Here is a 14,198-nt window from a genome sequence, read left to right on the forward strand (position 1 = left end):
GCTATCTCCAATCGTAGGTCTCGTTTTGGGGATCATTGGTCTAGTCTTGGCTAATTCACACCAAAAAGAATCTGGACTAGACTATAAGAGAGAAAAAAATTTGTCCATCCTAGGGATTGTAATATCTGCACTTCACTTTATTTTAGGTGTTATGCTATTCGTACGCTAAAGAAGATTAAAAAAAGCTTTATTTGTTTAAAGCTTTTTTGTTTTATCCACTATTTTCTAAGTAATTTTTTATAACCTGTAATTCTTCTTTGTTCAGAAGTCGGAACTCACCTTCTGCTAGCTCAGGGTCCAATATAAAATTCCCGAATTGAACTCGTTTGAGAGCAGTTACCTTGACACCGACTGAGAGGAACATTTTTTTGACTTGATGAAACTTTCCTTCAGAGATGGTGATAGTGGCTTTGCTGAGACTAGGACTTGAGGATAAAATCTCAAGTTGAGCAGGTTTACAAATAGTTCCGTCAAGAAAGATAATCCCGTCTTTGAACTCTTGAATATGGTCGGGAGTTAGTGGCCCATTGATCTCTACTTGGTAAGTTTTATCGACATGGTATTGAGGATGGAGGAGTTGAAAACCTAGAGGCCCATTGTCCGTTAAGAGGAGGAGTCCTGTCGTATCCCGATCCAGACGACCGATAGCATAGAGTTGGTCTGATTGGAGGTGTTGAGGTAGTATGTCCATAACCGTTGGGAGCTTCTTGTCCTTGCTTGCTGTCACGACACCATTTGGTTTGTGAAGCATGATATAGGTGTGATCATATCCTTGGATTTTTATACCCTGAAAAATCAACTCTTGTAATCCCGTATCAACATTCTGTGCAAGGGAACTAGCAGGGAGTCCATCAACTAAAATTTCTTTTTTCAAAAGAGCTTGTTTCATGGCTTTTCGACTGATTTTTTCCTGGGCTAATAATTTATCTAAACGCATACCAGCCTATCTTATCACAAGTCGGAATTTTTGAAAAGAAAAGAGAAGGAATGAATTTTCTTTTGAAAACATTTACACTTACTTGAGTTAAGTCATTTGCTCAAAATTGTGGTATAATCGTTCAGTTAGAAAATAAATTTTTGAATACAATAGAGGAAATCATGACAAAATTAAGAGAAGATATCCGTAATATCGCGATTATCGCCCACGTCGACCACGGTAAAACTACCCTTGTTGACGAATTGTTGAAACAATCTGAAACTCTTGACGCGCGTACAGAGTTGGCAGAACGCGCAATGGACTCAAATGATATTGAAAAAGAGCGTGGAATTACCATCCTTGCGAAAAATACAGCAGTTGCCTACAACGGAACTCGTATCAACATCATGGATACACCAGGGCACGCGGACTTCGGTGGAGAAGTTGAACGTATCATGAAAATGGTTGACGGTGTTGTTTTGGTCGTAGATGCCTACGAAGGAACCATGCCACAGACTCGTTTCGTATTGAAAAAAGCCTTGGAACAAGACCTTGTGCCTATCGTTGTGGTTAACAAAATCGATAAGCCATCAGCTCGTCCAGCAGAAGTAGTAGATGAAGTCTTGGAACTTTTCATCGAGCTTGGTGCGGATGATGACCAACTTGACTTCCCAGTTGTTTATGCGTCAGCTATCAACGGAACATCTTCATTGTCAGATGATCCAGCAGACCAAGAAAAGACTATGGCGCCAATCTTTGACACTATTATCGACCACATTCCAGCTCCAATCGATAACTCAGATGAGCCCCTTCAATTCCAAGTGTCACTCTTGGACTACAATGATTTCGTTGGTCGTATCGGTATCGGACGTGTCTTTCGTGGTAGTGTAAAGGTTGGGGATCAAGTTACCCTTTCTAAATTGGATGGTACAACTAAGAACTTCCGTGTCACAAAACTCTTCGGTTTCTTTGGTTTGGAACGTCGTGAAATCCAAGAAGCTAAGGCTGGTGACTTGATTGCCGTATCAGGTATGGAAGACATCTTCGTTGGGGAAACAATCACTCCAACAGATGCAGTTGAAGCTCTTCCAGTTCTTCACATCGACGAACCTACTCTTCAAATGACCTTCTTGGTTAACAACTCACCATTTGCTGGTCGCGAAGGTAAATGGGTGACTTCTCGTAAGGTTGAAGAGCGCTTGCAAGCAGAATTGCAAACAGACGTATCTCTTCGTGTAGATCCAACAGACTCACCAGATAAATGGACAGTTTCAGGACGTGGGGAATTGCACTTGTCAATCCTCATCGAGACTATGCGTCGTGAAGGTTATGAGCTTCAAGTATCTCGTCCAGAAGTTATCGTAAAAGAAATTGATGGCGTCAAATGTGAACCATTTGAGCGCGTGCAAATCGATACTCCAGAAGAATACCAAGGATCTGTTATCCAAAGCCTTTCTGAGCGTAAGGGTGAAATGTTGGATATGATTGCAACAGGTAATGGTCAAACTCGTTTGGTCTTCCTAGTTCCTGCGCGTGGTTTGATTGGATACTCGACTGAGTTCTTGTCAATGACTCGTGGTTACGGGATTATGAATCATACCTTCGACCAATACTTGCCATTGATTCCGGGTGAAATTGGTGGACGTCACCGTGGTGCCCTTGTTTCGATCGATGCTGGTAAGGCTACAACTTACTCTATCATGTCTATCGAAGAACGTGGAACTATCTTTGTTAACCCAGGTACTGAGGTTTACGAAGGAATGATCATCGGTGAAAACTCTCGTGAAAATGACTTGACTGTTAATATCACTAAGGCTAAACAAATGACCAACGTTCGTTCAGCTACTAAAGACCAAACAGCGGTTATCAAAACTCCTCGTATCTTGACTCTTGAAGAATCACTTGAGTTCTTGAACGACGATGAATACATGGAAGTAACGCCTGAGTCTATCCGTTTGCGTAAACAAATCCTTAACAAGGCAGAGCGCGAAAAAGCAAACAAAAAGAAAAAGTCAGCTGAATAAAAGCTAGAAAGAGCAGAAAATGGTCTATTTAATCATAGGGATTTTATTACTCTTACTCTATATATTTGCGACACCTCAAAGTATCAAGGGAACGGTTAATATTGTAATTCTTGTTTTTGGTCTCGTTTCCCTCGTGATTTTGCTCATGTTGTCCATCCTGCAAATCTTTCAGCTACCAACAGAATTCTTTATCACAGTAGCCATGCTGGTCCTTGCTTACTTTAGTTTGCGAGATATCAGTCTCATGTCAATTCGAAAAAAACACTAATCATCAATTCGAATCCTAAAATAACAAAAACTTCTATTAGCAACTAGTTGGCTGATAGAAGTTTTTTTGATTAAGATAGATTGCTTTTTTCTTCAGAATAGCGTTGATAGAAGTCAACTTTCAGTTGGATAAAGTTTTCCAATTCGCGCAGGAGTTGAAGTAATGTTGCGCGCGTTTCAAATTCTTCCCTTGTTTTAGGGAGGCTACGATTGCGAAATACCTGCAGGTAGCTTTCAATATCATTTAATAGATCGTTGGCTGGATTGGTCTGACTGAGTTGATCTGCAATTTTAGCGAATAGCTGGGCAAGGATTAGGCTTTCGCTTGCTGCTAGATTACAGGTGTTGATTTGCTGGGCCATATTACGAAGAATGCGACTCTGTCTCTGTCTCATTTCGAAATAGTGGATATGATAGTCGGTCTGATGAAAGAGATGGTCAGAGTGATCAAGATAGACCAGTTTGAGAGCTTCTTCAAGAAGCTGATCCAGTTCCTCAACGAGTTGAGCACGGTTACGGCCATCGCCCTTTCCAAGATAATATTCAAAACGTTGTAGAATGTGTTTGAGTTTTTCTTCTACCTTGAGATGATAGAGATGGATTTCTTCTTGTCGAGAAGGCATATAGAGATTGACAGTCAAGGCAAATCCCGTACCGATAAGAAATAGGAGGAGCTCATTCACTAGCAGATCTGGTGATGTAGACTTCTGAACCAAGAGATGACTGACCAGGACACTACTCGGGGTAATGCCAATTTCCCAGCCGAATTTATAGGCAAGGGGAACATAGAGGGCCAAATAGAGACCGAAACTCCAGATATGGTAGCCAGTCAGGTGAAAGGAAAGGACACCAATGAAAAGAGCAAGAAGGGTAGAGAATAAACGATTGCGAGCTAGTTTTATAGTGCTTCTACGAGTATCAGACAAGCTCAAAAGGGCAATGATACCAGCGGACACTGCTGAAGATAAATCGAGAAAGTAGGCTAGGACACAGGCAAAACAGGTTGCCAGAACGAGTTTTAAAGTACGTTGGGTGATGGACATGAGACATTTCCTATAATGAATGATAGAAACCAGACAAAACAAGCCCTAAAAAGGCTTGTCTAGATTAGTTTTTGTGAGCAGAGGAAAATTCTGCTACTGCTGTAAAGAGGACATCTGTTGAAGAGTTGAGGGCTGTTTCGCAAGAGTTTTGAATAACACCAATAACGAAACCAACACCCACAACCTGCATAGCAATATCGTTGGTAATCCCAAAGAGACTGCAGGCAACTGGGATAAGTAGGAGTGAACCTCCGGCGATTCCTGAAGCACCGCAGGCAGAGATGGCTGCAACGATACTGAGTACAAAGGCTGTTGCAAAATCAACTGAGATTCCTAGAGTATTGACAGCTGCTAGGGTTAAGATGTTGATGGTAACAGCAGTTCCAGCCATATTGATGGTTGATCCCAAGGGGATTGAGACAGAATAGGTATCTGGATTAAGACCTAGATCCTCACAGAGTTTCATATTAACAGGGATATTAGCAGCGGAACTTCGGGTGAAAAAGGCTGTAACGCCACTGATACGCAAGCATTTCCACACCAAGGGATATGGATTTTTCTTGATAAAGAGAAAAGCAATCAGAGGATTGATCACTAGGGCAACGAAAACCATAGTGGCAATCAAAAGTCCGAGTAGGATTCCGTAATTTGCTAAACTAGCGATACCTTGGTCTGAGATGGTTTTAAAGACCAAGCCCAGGATACCAAAGGGCGCCAGGTTGATGATCCATTCCACGATTTTTGAAGTCACACTGGCCATTGTTTTGAGTAGTCCCTTGCTATTTTTGCTAGCTTCTCGCATGGCAATCCCAAAGACGATAGCCCAAGACAAAATTCCGATATAGTTAGCTTCGATGATGGCATTGACAGGATTATCTACTATTTTTAGCAGAAGATTGCTGAGCACTTGTCCGATACCGTCTGGAGGAGTAACTTCTGTGCTAGCGCTACTCAAGACCATCTGAACAGGGAAGAGAAAACTAGCCAAAACTGCTACAAGAGCCGCAGCAAAAGTCCCCAGCAAATAGAGGAAAATGACTCTTTTCATATTGCTATCTTGGCCTTTTTGGTGTTGGGAAAGGGCGTTAGCGACTAAAGCAAAAACCAGGATAGGAGCGATAGCTTTTAGTCCTCCTACAAATAAATCTCCCAATAAACCAATGCCAGTTAGATTAGGAACGAATAGGCCGAGGATAGCTCCGATGGTCATTCCGATTCCGATACGTTTGATCAAATTTGTTTTGTTCCAAGCACGAATGATTCTTTTCATAGAGGTCTCCTTTTTTGTGTATTGTTTATGATTATAGTATAAATATGCTTGAAAAGCAAGTGAGTTATATGTTTCGTTGGAATTAATGAATATTTATGAAAAGGATGGCTGGGAAGGATTTATGGTATAATGGATAGAAAAGGAGTTTTATATGCAAGAATTTTTTCAACGTTATTTAGATAAATTAGATTTAACAACTGTATTAGAGAATCTCTTGACTAAGGTGATTTCTCTTCTACTTCTTATCCTTCTATTTTATATAGCTAAAAAGTTCCTCCATGTTGCTGTAGGAAAGATTGTTAAACCTTCACTTAAGTTTTCAAATCGAGATGCAGGTAGACAAAAGACTATTTCTCGTTTGCTTGAGAATATTTTCAACTACACACTTTATTTCTTCTTGATTTACTGTATCTTATCTATTTTAGGGTTACCTGTTTCTAGCTTGCTTGCAGGTGCGGGGATTGCTGGAGTGGCTATAGGTATGGGGGCACAAGGCTTCCTTTCAGACGTCATCAACGGCTTCTTTATTCTCTTTGAACGTCAGTTGGATGTAGGAGATGAAGTTATTTTGACCAATGGGCCTATTACTGTATCAGGAAAAGTAGTTAGTGTCGGAATTCGAACGACTCAACTGAGAAGTGATGACCAAGCCCTTCACTTTGTTCCTAACCGCAATATTACTGTGGTTAGCAATTTTTCAAGAAAAGAAGAGAACTGAAATTTTACTTGATTTATGGTACAATAGAAAGAGTTTGGTAAAGGAGAAACGATGTTTTTAGATGAGAAATTAGGAAATGATTGTGTTTGGATCAATCTAGATGTAGAAAAAATTAAAAATCTTGAAGATTTATCTGAAATCTACGGATTGGATAAAGAAACTATCGAATATGCGCTGGATAAAAATGAACGTGCCCATATGGATTATAACCGTGAGAATGGGACTGTGACCTTTATCTACAATGTTCTGGATTTAGAAAAGGACAAGGATTACTATGAAGCGATTCCCATGACCTTTATCGTTGAAAAGCAACGAATGATTACCATCAGCAACCATAAGAATGCTTATGTCATTGATCAGATGTTAGCTTATCTGGATAGCCATGAGTCGCTTTCTATTTACAAGTTTCTCTTTGCTGGTTTAGAGATTATCAGTAACGCTTATTATCCTGTCATTGAAGAGATGGATAAAAGTAAGGACGAAATTAGTGCCTTGCTACGTCAAACTACAACAAAGAAAAATCTCTTCGCCCTCTCTGACTTGGAGACAGGTATGGTTTACTTGACAGCAGCGGCAAAACAAAATCGACTCCTCTTGGAACATATCCAGGGCCATGCTCTTTATCGGAGATTTAATGATGTCGAACGAGAGCAGTTTGATGATGCCATGATTGAAGCCCATCAGTTGGTGTCTATGACAGACTTGATTTCTCAAGTCTTGCAACAACTCTCAGCTTCTTACAACAACATCCTAAACAATAACTTGAATGATAGTTTGTCAATTTTGACTATTATCTCCGTCTTACTAGCAGTACTTGCGGTTATTACAGGTTTCTTCGGAATGAATGTTCCTCTACCATTTACAGAAGAGCCAAATGCTTGGATTTATATCTTAATGGCTAGCTTGATTTTATGGGCAGCCTTATCTCAATGGCTGAAGAAAATTACTAGAAAATAAAAGAAAAGGAGCCAAAATGGTGATTGAAAACTACATGCCAGACTTTGCTGTAGAAGCAGTTTATGATTTGACAGTCCAAAGCCTGCAAGAGCAGGGGATCAAGGCTGTTTTGGTTGATTTGGATAATACCCTGATTGCTTGGAATAATCCAGATGGAACGGTAGAGATGAAGCAATGGTTGCATGATCTGCGCGATGCTGGGATACGTATCATTGTGGTATCTAACAATACTCCCAAACGTGTCAAACGAGCAGTTGAAAAATTTGACATTGACTATGTTTACTGGGCACTGAAGCCCTTTACTTTAGGAATTAACCGTGCCATGAAACATTTCCACTATGAAAAAGACCAAGTGGTCATGGTAGGCGACCAGCTGATGACGGATATTCGAGCAGCCCATCGAGCAGGTATTCGTTCGATTTTGGTTAAACCCTTGGTTCAGCACGACTCTATTAAGACTCAGATTAACCGAGCGCGTGAGCGTCGTGTGATGAGAAAAATCGCTGAAAAGTACGGACCGATTACATATAAAAAAGGAATCTAATTATGGAAGAAATTCTCTGTATTGGTTGTGGAGCAATCATTCAGACGGAAGATAAGACTGGTTTAGGTTTTACACCTCAGTCAGCACTTGAAAAAGGTTTGGAAACTGGAGAAGTTTATTGCCAGCGTTGTTTCCGTCTTCGTCACTACAATGAAATCACTGATGTTCAGTTAACGGATGATGATTTCCTCAAACTCTTGCACGAGGTTGGAGATAGCGATGCCTTGGTAGTAAATGTCATTGATATCTTTGACTTCAATGGTTCTGTCATCCCAGGTTTGCCACGTTTTGTATCGGGTAATGATGTGCTCTTGGTTGGAAATAAAAAAGACATCCTTCCTAAGTCTGTTAAGCCTGGTAAAATTAGCCAATGGCTCATGGAACGTGCCCATGAGGAGGGTCTTCGTCCAGTTGATGTCGTCCTAACTTCTGCACAAAATAAGCATGCCATTAAGGAAGTCATTGACAAAATCGAGCATTACCGTAAGGGACGCGATGTCTATGTCGTTGGGGTAACCAACGTTGGAAAATCAACTCTAATCAATGCCATTATCCAAGAAATCACGGGCGACCAGAATGTCATTACGACGTCACGCTTCCCAGGGACAACCTTGGACAAGATTGATATCCCGCTTGATGATGGTTCTTATATCTACGATACGCCTGGAATTATCCATCGTCACCAGATGGCTCACTACTTGACGGCCAAAAATCTCAAGTATGTCAGCCCTAAAAAGGAAATCAAGCCAAAAACCTATCAGCTAAACCCTGAACAAACTCTATTTTTAGGTGGCTTGGGACGATTTGACTTCATTTCAGGAGAAAAGCAAGGATTTACAGCTTTCTTTGACAATGAACTCAAACTTCATCGTACCAAGCTAGAAGGGGCTAGCGCCTTTTATGACAAGCACCTGGGAACTCTTCTAACACCACCAAATAGCAAAGAAAAAGAAGACTTTCCAAAACTAGTCCAACATGTCTTTACTATCAAGGATAAGACAGACCTAGTCATCTCAGGACTAGGCTGGATTCGTGTAACAGGCACCGCCAAAGTCGCCGTCTGGGCCCCAGAAGGCGTCGCCGTCGTCACACGAAAAGCAATTATTTAAACACAGAAAGGAAAGAGTTGTCTTTATAAAGGTGAGCATTACGAGCCCAGAAAAGTATAAAAAGAAACTCTCTTAAATGAATTATGTCATTAACATCGAAACAACGTGCCTTCCTCAACAGCCAGGCACACACCCTCAAACCCATCATCCAAATCGGGAAAAATGGACTCAACGACCAAATCAAAACCAGCGTTCGTCAGGCACTTGATGCTCGCGAATTGATCAAGGTTACTCTCTTGCAAAACACAGATGAAAATATCCACGAAGTAGCTGAAATCTTAGAAGAAGAAATAGGTGTGGATACAGTCCAAAAAATCGGACGTATCTTGATTTTGTATAAACAATCAAGCAAGAAAGAAAATCGCAAGATTTCTAAAAAAGTCAAAGAAATTTAAGAATGACACTCCAAAAAACTGTTTTTACAGAAAAGTAAAGGAGATTAACCTATGGCAATCGAATTATTAACTCCCTTTACCAAAGTGGAGTTAGAGCCAGAAATCAAGGATAAAAAACGCAAGCAAGTTGGAATCTTAGGGGGGAATTTTAACCCTGTTCACAACGCCCACCTTATCGTGGCAGACCAAGTCCGCCAGCAGTTGGGATTGGATCAGGTCTTGCTCATGCCCGAATATCAACCACCTCACGTAGATAAAAAGGAAACCATTCCTGAACACCACCGTCTCAAAATGCTTGAATTGGCAATTGACGGAATCGAAGGTTTAGCTATTGAGACTATTGAGCTAGAGCGCAAGGGCATTTCCTACACCTACGACACCATGAAGATTTTGACAGAGCAACATCCAGATACGGATTATTATTTCATTATCGGAGCTGACATGGTGGACTATCTGCCTAAGTGGTATCGAATTGACGACCTGGTTGACATGGTTCAGTTTGTAGGAGTTCAGCGCCCACGTTACAAGGCAGGGACTTCTTATCCCGTTATCTGGGTGGATGTGCCTCTCATGGATATTTCATCTAGTATGGTGCGTGATTTCATCGCCCAAGGACGCACACCCAACTTTCTCCTACCCAAACCAGTGCTAGACTATATCGAGAAAGAAGGGCTTTACTGATGGCATACCAAGACTACATCAACTGTTCCCGTGAAGAATTGTTGGAAAAAATGGCAGAGCTCCTACCTGAAAAACGTCTAACCCATTGTCTGGGTGTAGAGCGTGCAGCCATAGAATTGGCTCAGCGCTTTGGTGTGGATGTTGAGAAGGCAGGTCTAGCAGGGCTACTTCATGATTATGCTAAAAAACTATCAGATCAAGAGTTTCTAGACTTGATTGATCGATATCAACTAGATCCAGACCTTAAAAACTGGGGCAATAATGTCTGGCATGGTATGGTCGGCATTTACAAAATTCAGGAAGATTTGAACTTGCAAGATCCTGAAATTTTACGGGCTATCGAAATTCATACAGTCGGAGCAAGTCAGATGACAGACCTTGATAAGGTTATCTACGTCGCAGACTATATCGAGCACAATCGTGCCTTTCCAGGTGTGGACCAGGCACGTGAGATTGCTGAGCTATCTCTCAATAAGGCTGTGGCCTACGAAACAGCTCGTACTGTGGAGCATTTAGCTCACCAGGGATTTCCCATCTATCCCAAAACCCTTGAAACCTATAACGCCTATGTGCACTATTTGAAAGAGGATTAAATGAAGACGGCTTTTATCATTATTGATGTACAAAATATTTTAGTGGAAACGGGGTTTCAGACAAAAGGTCTATTGGAAAAAATTTCTTATTTACAAAACCAAGCTAGAAGTAAGAATATCGAAATTATCTATGTTCAACATATTGAGAACCCTGAAGCCCAAACATCAGAAGATTGGCAGTTATCTACGCTTTTAAATCGAAAACCTGATGAAAAGGTCTTTCAGAAGAAGTATAATAGTATTTTCAAAGAAACTGGCTTAAAAGAATACTTGGATAAACAGGGGATTGAAAAATTAGTTTTATGTGGTATGCAGACAGAATATTGTGTGGATACCTCTGTCAAGGTTGCTTTTGAATATGGCTATAAGCTTATTATTCCAGAAGGAACTTGCACAACGTTTGATGGGGATGACATTCCAGCAGAAACGATCAATGAATTTTATGAGGACATTTGGGAGGAGCGCTTTGCAGATGTCCTAGATTTTAAAAATATTTTTTAAAAGAGGATTAAATGAACGAAAAAGAATTACTAGAACTAGTCGTGAAAGCGGCTGATGAGAAACGTGCGGAGGATATCCTCGCACTTGACGTACAAGATTTGACCAGTGTGACAGACTATTTTGTTATTACTAGCTCTATGAATAGCCGTCAGTTGGATGCTATCGCTGATAACATCCGTGAAAAAGTAGCTGAAGCTGGCTTTAAAGGTAGCCATGTTGAAGGCGATGCAGCTGGAGGCTGGGTCCTATTAGACCTCGGTAGTGTCGTAGTGCATATCTTCTCAGAAGAAATGCGTGCCCACTATAACCTCGAAAAACTATGGCATGAGGCAAATTCTGTAGACATTTCAGAAGCCTTAGCATAGAAGATGAACTCAGTTGTAATCAACTGGGTTTTATTTGCTTATGTTAGAAGAAAATTGTTAGAAAGGTAAGGGCTAGTGGTGTTTACCATGGGGCTCTTGGTATCATGATTATGGCAACTTATGAAACCTTTGCGGCTGTTTACGATGCTGTGATGGATGATAGTTTATACGATAAATGGACGGATTTTTCTCTACGTCATTTGCCTAAAACCAAGGACAGAAAGAAACTATTGGAGCTTGCTTGCGGGACAGGGATCCAGTCTGTGCGCTTTTCTCAAGCTGGTTTTGATGTGACTGGACTTGATTTGAGTGCGGATATGTTGAAGATTGCCGAAAAGAGAGCGGCTTCAGCCAAGCAAAAGATTGATTTCATTGAAGGCAACATGCTGGATTTGTCCAAGGCTGGTAAATACGACTTTGTCACTTGTTATTCGGACTCTATCTGTTATATGCAGGATGAGGTGGAAGTCGGGGATGTCTTTAAGGAAGTTTATAATGCCCTCAATGAAAATGGTATCTTTATCTTTGATGTGCATTCGACTTACCAGACAGATGAGGTCTTCCCAGGCTATTCCTACCATGAAAACGCTGAAGACTTTGCCATGCTGTGGGATACCTATGAGGACGATGCTCCTCACTCCATCGTGCATGAACTGACCTTCTTTGTCAAGGAGGCAGATGGTTCCTTTAGCCGTCATGATGAGGTACATGAGGAACGGACTTACGAGGTCTTGACCTATGATATTTTGCTGGAGCAGGCTGGTTTCAAGTCCTTCAAACTCTTTGCGGACTTTGAAGACAAGGAGCCAACAGAAACCAGTACCCGTTGGTTTTTCGTTGCTCAGAAGTAGGAGATTTCCATGACCATTACAGGTATTATCGCGGAGTTCAATCCCTTTCATAATGGCCACAAATACCTACTGGAACAGGCAGAGGGACTGAAAATCGTTGTCATGTCTGGGAATTTCATGCAGCGTGGGGAGCCTGCTATCGTGGATAAGTGGACACGGGCTCAGATGGCGCTGGAAAATGGGGCGGACTTAGTGGTAGAATTGCCCTTTTTAGTTAGTGTCCAAGCAGCAGATTTTTTCGGTCAGGGTGCAGTGGCTATCTTGGTTCGTTTGGGGATTAACACTCTTGCTTTCGGGACAGAGGAAGTTCTGGATTACCAGAAAATTGCTGACTTATACACAGAGAAAGGTGCTGAGATGGAGAAATTTGTGGATAATTTACCTGACTCTCTCTCCTACCCTCAGAAAACGCAAGCTATGTGGAAGGAATTTGCAGGTCTTGATTTTTCAGGCAATACGCCCAATCATGTCCTTGCTCTCGCTTATGCCAAGGCGGTTGCAGGACGAAACATCAGACTTCATCCGATTCAGCGTCAAGGAGCCGGCTATCATTCTGTGAACAAGGATGTAGACTTTGCCTCGGCCACAGCTCTCCGTCAGCACCAAAGTGATAAAGATTTCTTAGAACGCTTTATGCCTTCTCTTGCCCTTTTTGAAAATGCTAGTAAGGTGAGCTGGGAAGATTATTTTCCGCTTTTACGCTATCAAATCTTGTCAAATCCAGAACTAACTACTATCTATCAGGTTAATCAAGAGATGGCTGTGCGCATTAAGGAAGCCATCAAAACAGCCCAGTCTGTAGAAGAATTGGTTGAGTTAGTGGCGACCAAACGCTACACCAAGGCCCGTGTCAGACGCCTCTTGACCTATACCTTGGTGCAGGCCAGAGAAAGTGGCCTGCCAGAAGGTATTCACATCCTTGGTTTTACCGAAAAAGGCAGACAACACCTTAAAGCTCTCAAGGAGCAGGTCAATCTCGTCAGCCGAATCGGTAAAGAACCTTGGGATGCTATGACTCAAAAGGCAGACCAAATTTATCAACTGGGACATCCAAGTATAGAAGAGCAGAATTTCGGCAGAGTACCCAATAGAATAGAATCAAACTAAGTCTACTGAAAGGTAGGCTTTTTGAGATTTTTTCGAATAAATAGATAGAAAAGAAAAAACTTGTACAAGTTCCTGACAATTTCTTTCTTTTTGTGTATAATAGTGGAAAAGAGGTAAAACGAGGTATGGTTATGGAAGCAGTTCTTTACTCAACATTCCGAAATCATTTGAAGGATTATATGAAGAAGGTAAACGATGAGTTTGAGCCTTTGACGGTGGTCAATAAAAATCCTGACGAGGACATTGTAGTCCTTTCAAAGAGCGAGTGGGATAGTATTCAAGAAACTTTGAGAATTGCTCAGAATAAGGAGCTTTCTGACAAGGTCTTGCGAGGAATGTCCCAAGTTCGTGCGGGACACACTCAGGTGCATGTGATTGAGGAATGATGGATGCTACTCAAGTTTACAGAGGATGCCTGGGCAGATTATTGCTATTGGCAAAACCAAGATAAGAAAACATTAAAAAGAATCAACAAACTAATTAAGGATATTCAACGTGATCCATTTACAGGAATTGGTAAACCAGAACCACTCAAATATGACTACCAAGGAGCCTGGTCACGGCGTATTGACGCAGAAAATCGCTTGATTTACATGATGGATGGAGATAGCATCGCTTTCTTGTCCTTTAAGGATCATTATTAAGTCTACTGAAAGGTAGACTTTTTAACTTTTTTTGAAAAAAATCTTTAAAAATTTAATAAGGGAGAACAGCCTATTTTATTAGGAAAAATAAGGATTTTTAGCCTTGAAATGACCAAAACATCTTCCATTTAAGGTTTGTTAAAAATGATTTTTTATGGTAGAATGTATAAGAATGCATATCATTCGGATAAACAAATAAATTGAGGTAAAAAC

Annotated in this window: 19 protein-coding genes; 16 read left to right on the forward strand and 3 right to left on the reverse strand. The window is 41.1% G+C overall.

Features of this window, described 5'->3' with window-relative positions:
• Positions 1-169: DUF4190 domain-containing protein (locus ADH90_RS11540; RefSeq protein WP_152904468.1), on the forward strand; the 169-nt coding region annotated here is incomplete at its 5' end.
• 42 nt (positions 170-211) lie between these two features.
• On the opposite strand, the gene ADH90_RS03235 is transcribed toward ADH90_RS11540, so the two are convergent.
• Complete coding sequence (locus ADH90_RS03235) at positions 212-937, reverse strand: 16S rRNA pseudouridine(516) synthase (RefSeq protein WP_049529946.1); 726 nt, start codon at positions 935-937, stop codon at positions 212-214.
• A gap of 161 nt (positions 938-1,098) precedes the next feature.
• Here ADH90_RS03235 and typA point away from each other — a divergent pair, with 161 nt between their 5' ends.
• Positions 1,099-2,940, forward strand: coding sequence for a translational GTPase TypA (gene typA / locus ADH90_RS03240; protein ID WP_049529947.1), 1,842 nt, complete (start codon positions 1,099-1,101; stop codon positions 2,938-2,940).
• 19 nt (positions 2,941-2,959) lie between these two features.
• The gene (locus tag ADH90_RS03245) at positions 2,960-3,208 is read left to right on the forward strand and encodes a DUF3165 family protein (protein WP_000262655.1); all 249 of its coding nucleotides are present in this window, start codon (positions 2,960-2,962) and stop codon (positions 3,206-3,208) included.
• A 70-nt stretch (positions 3,209-3,278) separates the two neighbouring features.
• Here the strand turns inward: ADH90_RS03245 and ADH90_RS03250 are convergent, their stop codons facing one another.
• The gene (locus ADH90_RS03250) at positions 3,279-4,250 is read right to left on the reverse strand and encodes an aromatic acid exporter family protein (protein WP_049529948.1); all 972 of its coding nucleotides are present in this window, start codon (positions 4,248-4,250) and stop codon (positions 3,279-3,281) included.
• Positions 4,251-4,314: 64 nt separating this feature from the next.
• A complete protein-coding gene (sstT, locus tag ADH90_RS03255) occupies positions 4,315-5,520 on the reverse strand; it encodes a serine/threonine transporter SstT (RefSeq protein ID WP_049529949.1) in 1,206 nt (401 codons plus the stop codon).
• A 151-nt stretch (positions 5,521-5,671) separates the two neighbouring features.
• Between sstT and ADH90_RS03260 the strand changes: the two genes are divergently transcribed.
• The 13 genes from ADH90_RS03260 (at position 5,672) to ADH90_RS03320 (ending at position 13,985) form a co-directional block, all read left to right on the forward strand.
• Positions 5,672-6,238, forward strand: coding sequence for a mechanosensitive ion channel family protein (locus ADH90_RS03260; protein ID WP_049529950.1), 567 nt, complete (start codon positions 5,672-5,674; stop codon positions 6,236-6,238).
• Positions 6,239-6,289: 51 nt separating this feature from the next.
• Entirely contained in the window at positions 6,290-7,195 is a 906-nt protein-coding gene (locus ADH90_RS03265) for a magnesium transporter CorA family protein (protein WP_049529951.1), read from the forward strand.
• A 16-nt stretch (positions 7,196-7,211) separates the two neighbouring features.
• Positions 7,212-7,739, forward strand: a complete 528-nt coding sequence (locus tag ADH90_RS03270) for a YqeG family HAD IIIA-type phosphatase (RefSeq protein ID WP_049529952.1) — start codon at positions 7,212-7,214, stop codon at positions 7,737-7,739.
• Positions 7,740-7,741: 2 nt separating this feature from the next.
• Positions 7,742-8,848, forward strand: a complete 1,107-nt coding sequence (gene yqeH, locus ADH90_RS03275) for a ribosome biogenesis GTPase YqeH (RefSeq protein ID WP_049529953.1) — start codon at positions 7,742-7,744, stop codon at positions 8,846-8,848.
• An 83-nt stretch (positions 8,849-8,931) separates the two neighbouring features.
• Positions 8,932-9,243, forward strand: a complete 312-nt coding sequence (yhbY, locus tag ADH90_RS03280; RefSeq protein WP_000060171.1) for a ribosome assembly RNA-binding protein YhbY — start codon at positions 8,932-8,934, stop codon at positions 9,241-9,243.
• Between the two features lie 51 nt (positions 9,244-9,294).
• Positions 9,295-9,924, forward strand: coding sequence for a nicotinate-nucleotide adenylyltransferase (locus ADH90_RS03285; RefSeq protein ID WP_049529954.1), 630 nt, complete (start codon positions 9,295-9,297; stop codon positions 9,922-9,924).
• Positions 9,924-10,517 (forward strand): bis(5'-nucleosyl)-tetraphosphatase (symmetrical) YqeK, encoded by a 594-nt coding sequence (gene yqeK, locus ADH90_RS03290; protein WP_049529955.1) that lies wholly within the window; start codon positions 9,924-9,926, stop codon positions 10,515-10,517. Before ADH90_RS03285 ends, yqeK begins: the two co-directional genes overlap by 1 nt.
• Positions 10,518-11,018 (forward strand): cysteine hydrolase family protein, encoded by a 501-nt coding sequence (locus tag ADH90_RS03295; protein ID WP_049529956.1) that lies wholly within the window; start codon positions 10,518-10,520, stop codon positions 11,016-11,018. It begins immediately after the preceding gene.
• An 11-nt stretch (positions 11,019-11,029) separates the two neighbouring features.
• The gene (gene rsfS, locus ADH90_RS03300) at positions 11,030-11,383 is read left to right on the forward strand and encodes a ribosome silencing factor (protein ID WP_049529957.1); all 354 of its coding nucleotides are present in this window, start codon (positions 11,030-11,032) and stop codon (positions 11,381-11,383) included.
• Between the two features lie 110 nt (positions 11,384-11,493).
• Positions 11,494-12,234, forward strand: coding sequence for a methyltransferase domain-containing protein (locus tag ADH90_RS03305; protein WP_049530001.1), 741 nt, complete (start codon positions 11,494-11,496; stop codon positions 12,232-12,234).
• A 9-nt stretch (positions 12,235-12,243) separates the two neighbouring features.
• Positions 12,244-13,341: a nucleotidyltransferase gene (locus tag ADH90_RS03310; RefSeq protein ID WP_049529958.1), complete on the forward strand. Its 1,098-nt coding sequence runs from the start codon at positions 12,244-12,246 to the stop codon at positions 13,339-13,341.
• A gap of 131 nt (positions 13,342-13,472) precedes the next feature.
• The gene (locus tag ADH90_RS03315; protein ID WP_186822552.1) at positions 13,473-13,727 is read left to right on the forward strand and encodes a type II toxin-antitoxin system Phd/YefM family antitoxin; all 255 of its coding nucleotides are present in this window, start codon (positions 13,473-13,475) and stop codon (positions 13,725-13,727) included.
• Between the two features lie 3 nt (positions 13,728-13,730).
• A complete protein-coding gene (locus ADH90_RS03320; protein ID WP_049492101.1) occupies positions 13,731-13,985 on the forward strand; it encodes a Txe/YoeB family addiction module toxin in 255 nt (84 codons plus the stop codon).
• Positions 13,986-14,198 lie beyond the last annotated feature (213 nt).

This window comes from Streptococcus pseudopneumoniae (assembly GCF_001073085.1).
Lineage (GTDB): Bacteria > Bacillota > Bacilli > Lactobacillales > Streptococcaceae > Streptococcus > Streptococcus pseudopneumoniae_M.

Coding starts and splice junctions, on each gene's coding strand:
- yqeH (WP_049529953.1), top strand. CDS start 7,742: ATGGAAGAAATTCTCTGTATTGGTTGTGGAGCAATCATTCAGACGGAA.
- ADH90_RS03285 (WP_049529954.1), top strand. CDS start 9,295: ATGGCAATCGAATTATTAACTCCCTTTACCAAAGTGGAGTTAGAGCCA.
- ADH90_RS03305 (WP_049530001.1), top strand. CDS start 11,494: ATGGCAACTTATGAAACCTTTGCGGCTGTTTACGATGCTGTGATGGAT.
- ADH90_RS03310 (WP_049529958.1), top strand. CDS start 12,244: ATGACCATTACAGGTATTATCGCGGAGTTCAATCCCTTTCATAATGGC.
- ADH90_RS03320 (WP_049492101.1), top strand. CDS start 13,731: ATGCTACTCAAGTTTACAGAGGATGCCTGGGCAGATTATTGCTATTGG.
- ADH90_RS03260 (WP_049529950.1), top strand. CDS start 5,672: ATGCAAGAATTTTTTCAACGTTATTTAGATAAATTAGATTTAACAACT.
- typA (WP_049529947.1), top strand. CDS start 1,099: ATGACAAAATTAAGAGAAGATATCCGTAATATCGCGATTATCGCCCAC.
- yqeK (WP_049529955.1), top strand. CDS start 9,924: ATGGCATACCAAGACTACATCAACTGTTCCCGTGAAGAATTGTTGGAA.
- ADH90_RS03265 (WP_049529951.1), top strand. CDS start 6,290: ATGTTTTTAGATGAGAAATTAGGAAATGATTGTGTTTGGATCAATCTA.
- ADH90_RS03295 (WP_049529956.1), top strand. CDS start 10,518: ATGAAGACGGCTTTTATCATTATTGATGTACAAAATATTTTAGTGGAA.
- sstT (WP_049529949.1), bottom strand. CDS start 5,520: ATGAAAAGAATCATTCGTGCTTGGAACAAAACAAATTTGATCAAACGT.
- rsfS (WP_049529957.1), top strand. CDS start 11,030: ATGAACGAAAAAGAATTACTAGAACTAGTCGTGAAAGCGGCTGATGAG.
- yhbY (WP_000060171.1), top strand. CDS start 8,932: ATGTCATTAACATCGAAACAACGTGCCTTCCTCAACAGCCAGGCACAC.
- ADH90_RS03235 (WP_049529946.1), bottom strand. CDS start 937: ATGCGTTTAGATAAATTATTAGCCCAGGAAAAAATCAGTCGAAAAGCC.
- ADH90_RS03315 (WP_186822552.1), top strand. CDS start 13,473: ATGGAAGCAGTTCTTTACTCAACATTCCGAAATCATTTGAAGGATTAT.
- ADH90_RS03245 (WP_000262655.1), top strand. CDS start 2,960: ATGGTCTATTTAATCATAGGGATTTTATTACTCTTACTCTATATATTT.
- ADH90_RS03250 (WP_049529948.1), bottom strand. CDS start 4,250: ATGTCCATCACCCAACGTACTTTAAAACTCGTTCTGGCAACCTGTTTT.
- ADH90_RS03270 (WP_049529952.1), top strand. CDS start 7,212: ATGGTGATTGAAAACTACATGCCAGACTTTGCTGTAGAAGCAGTTTAT.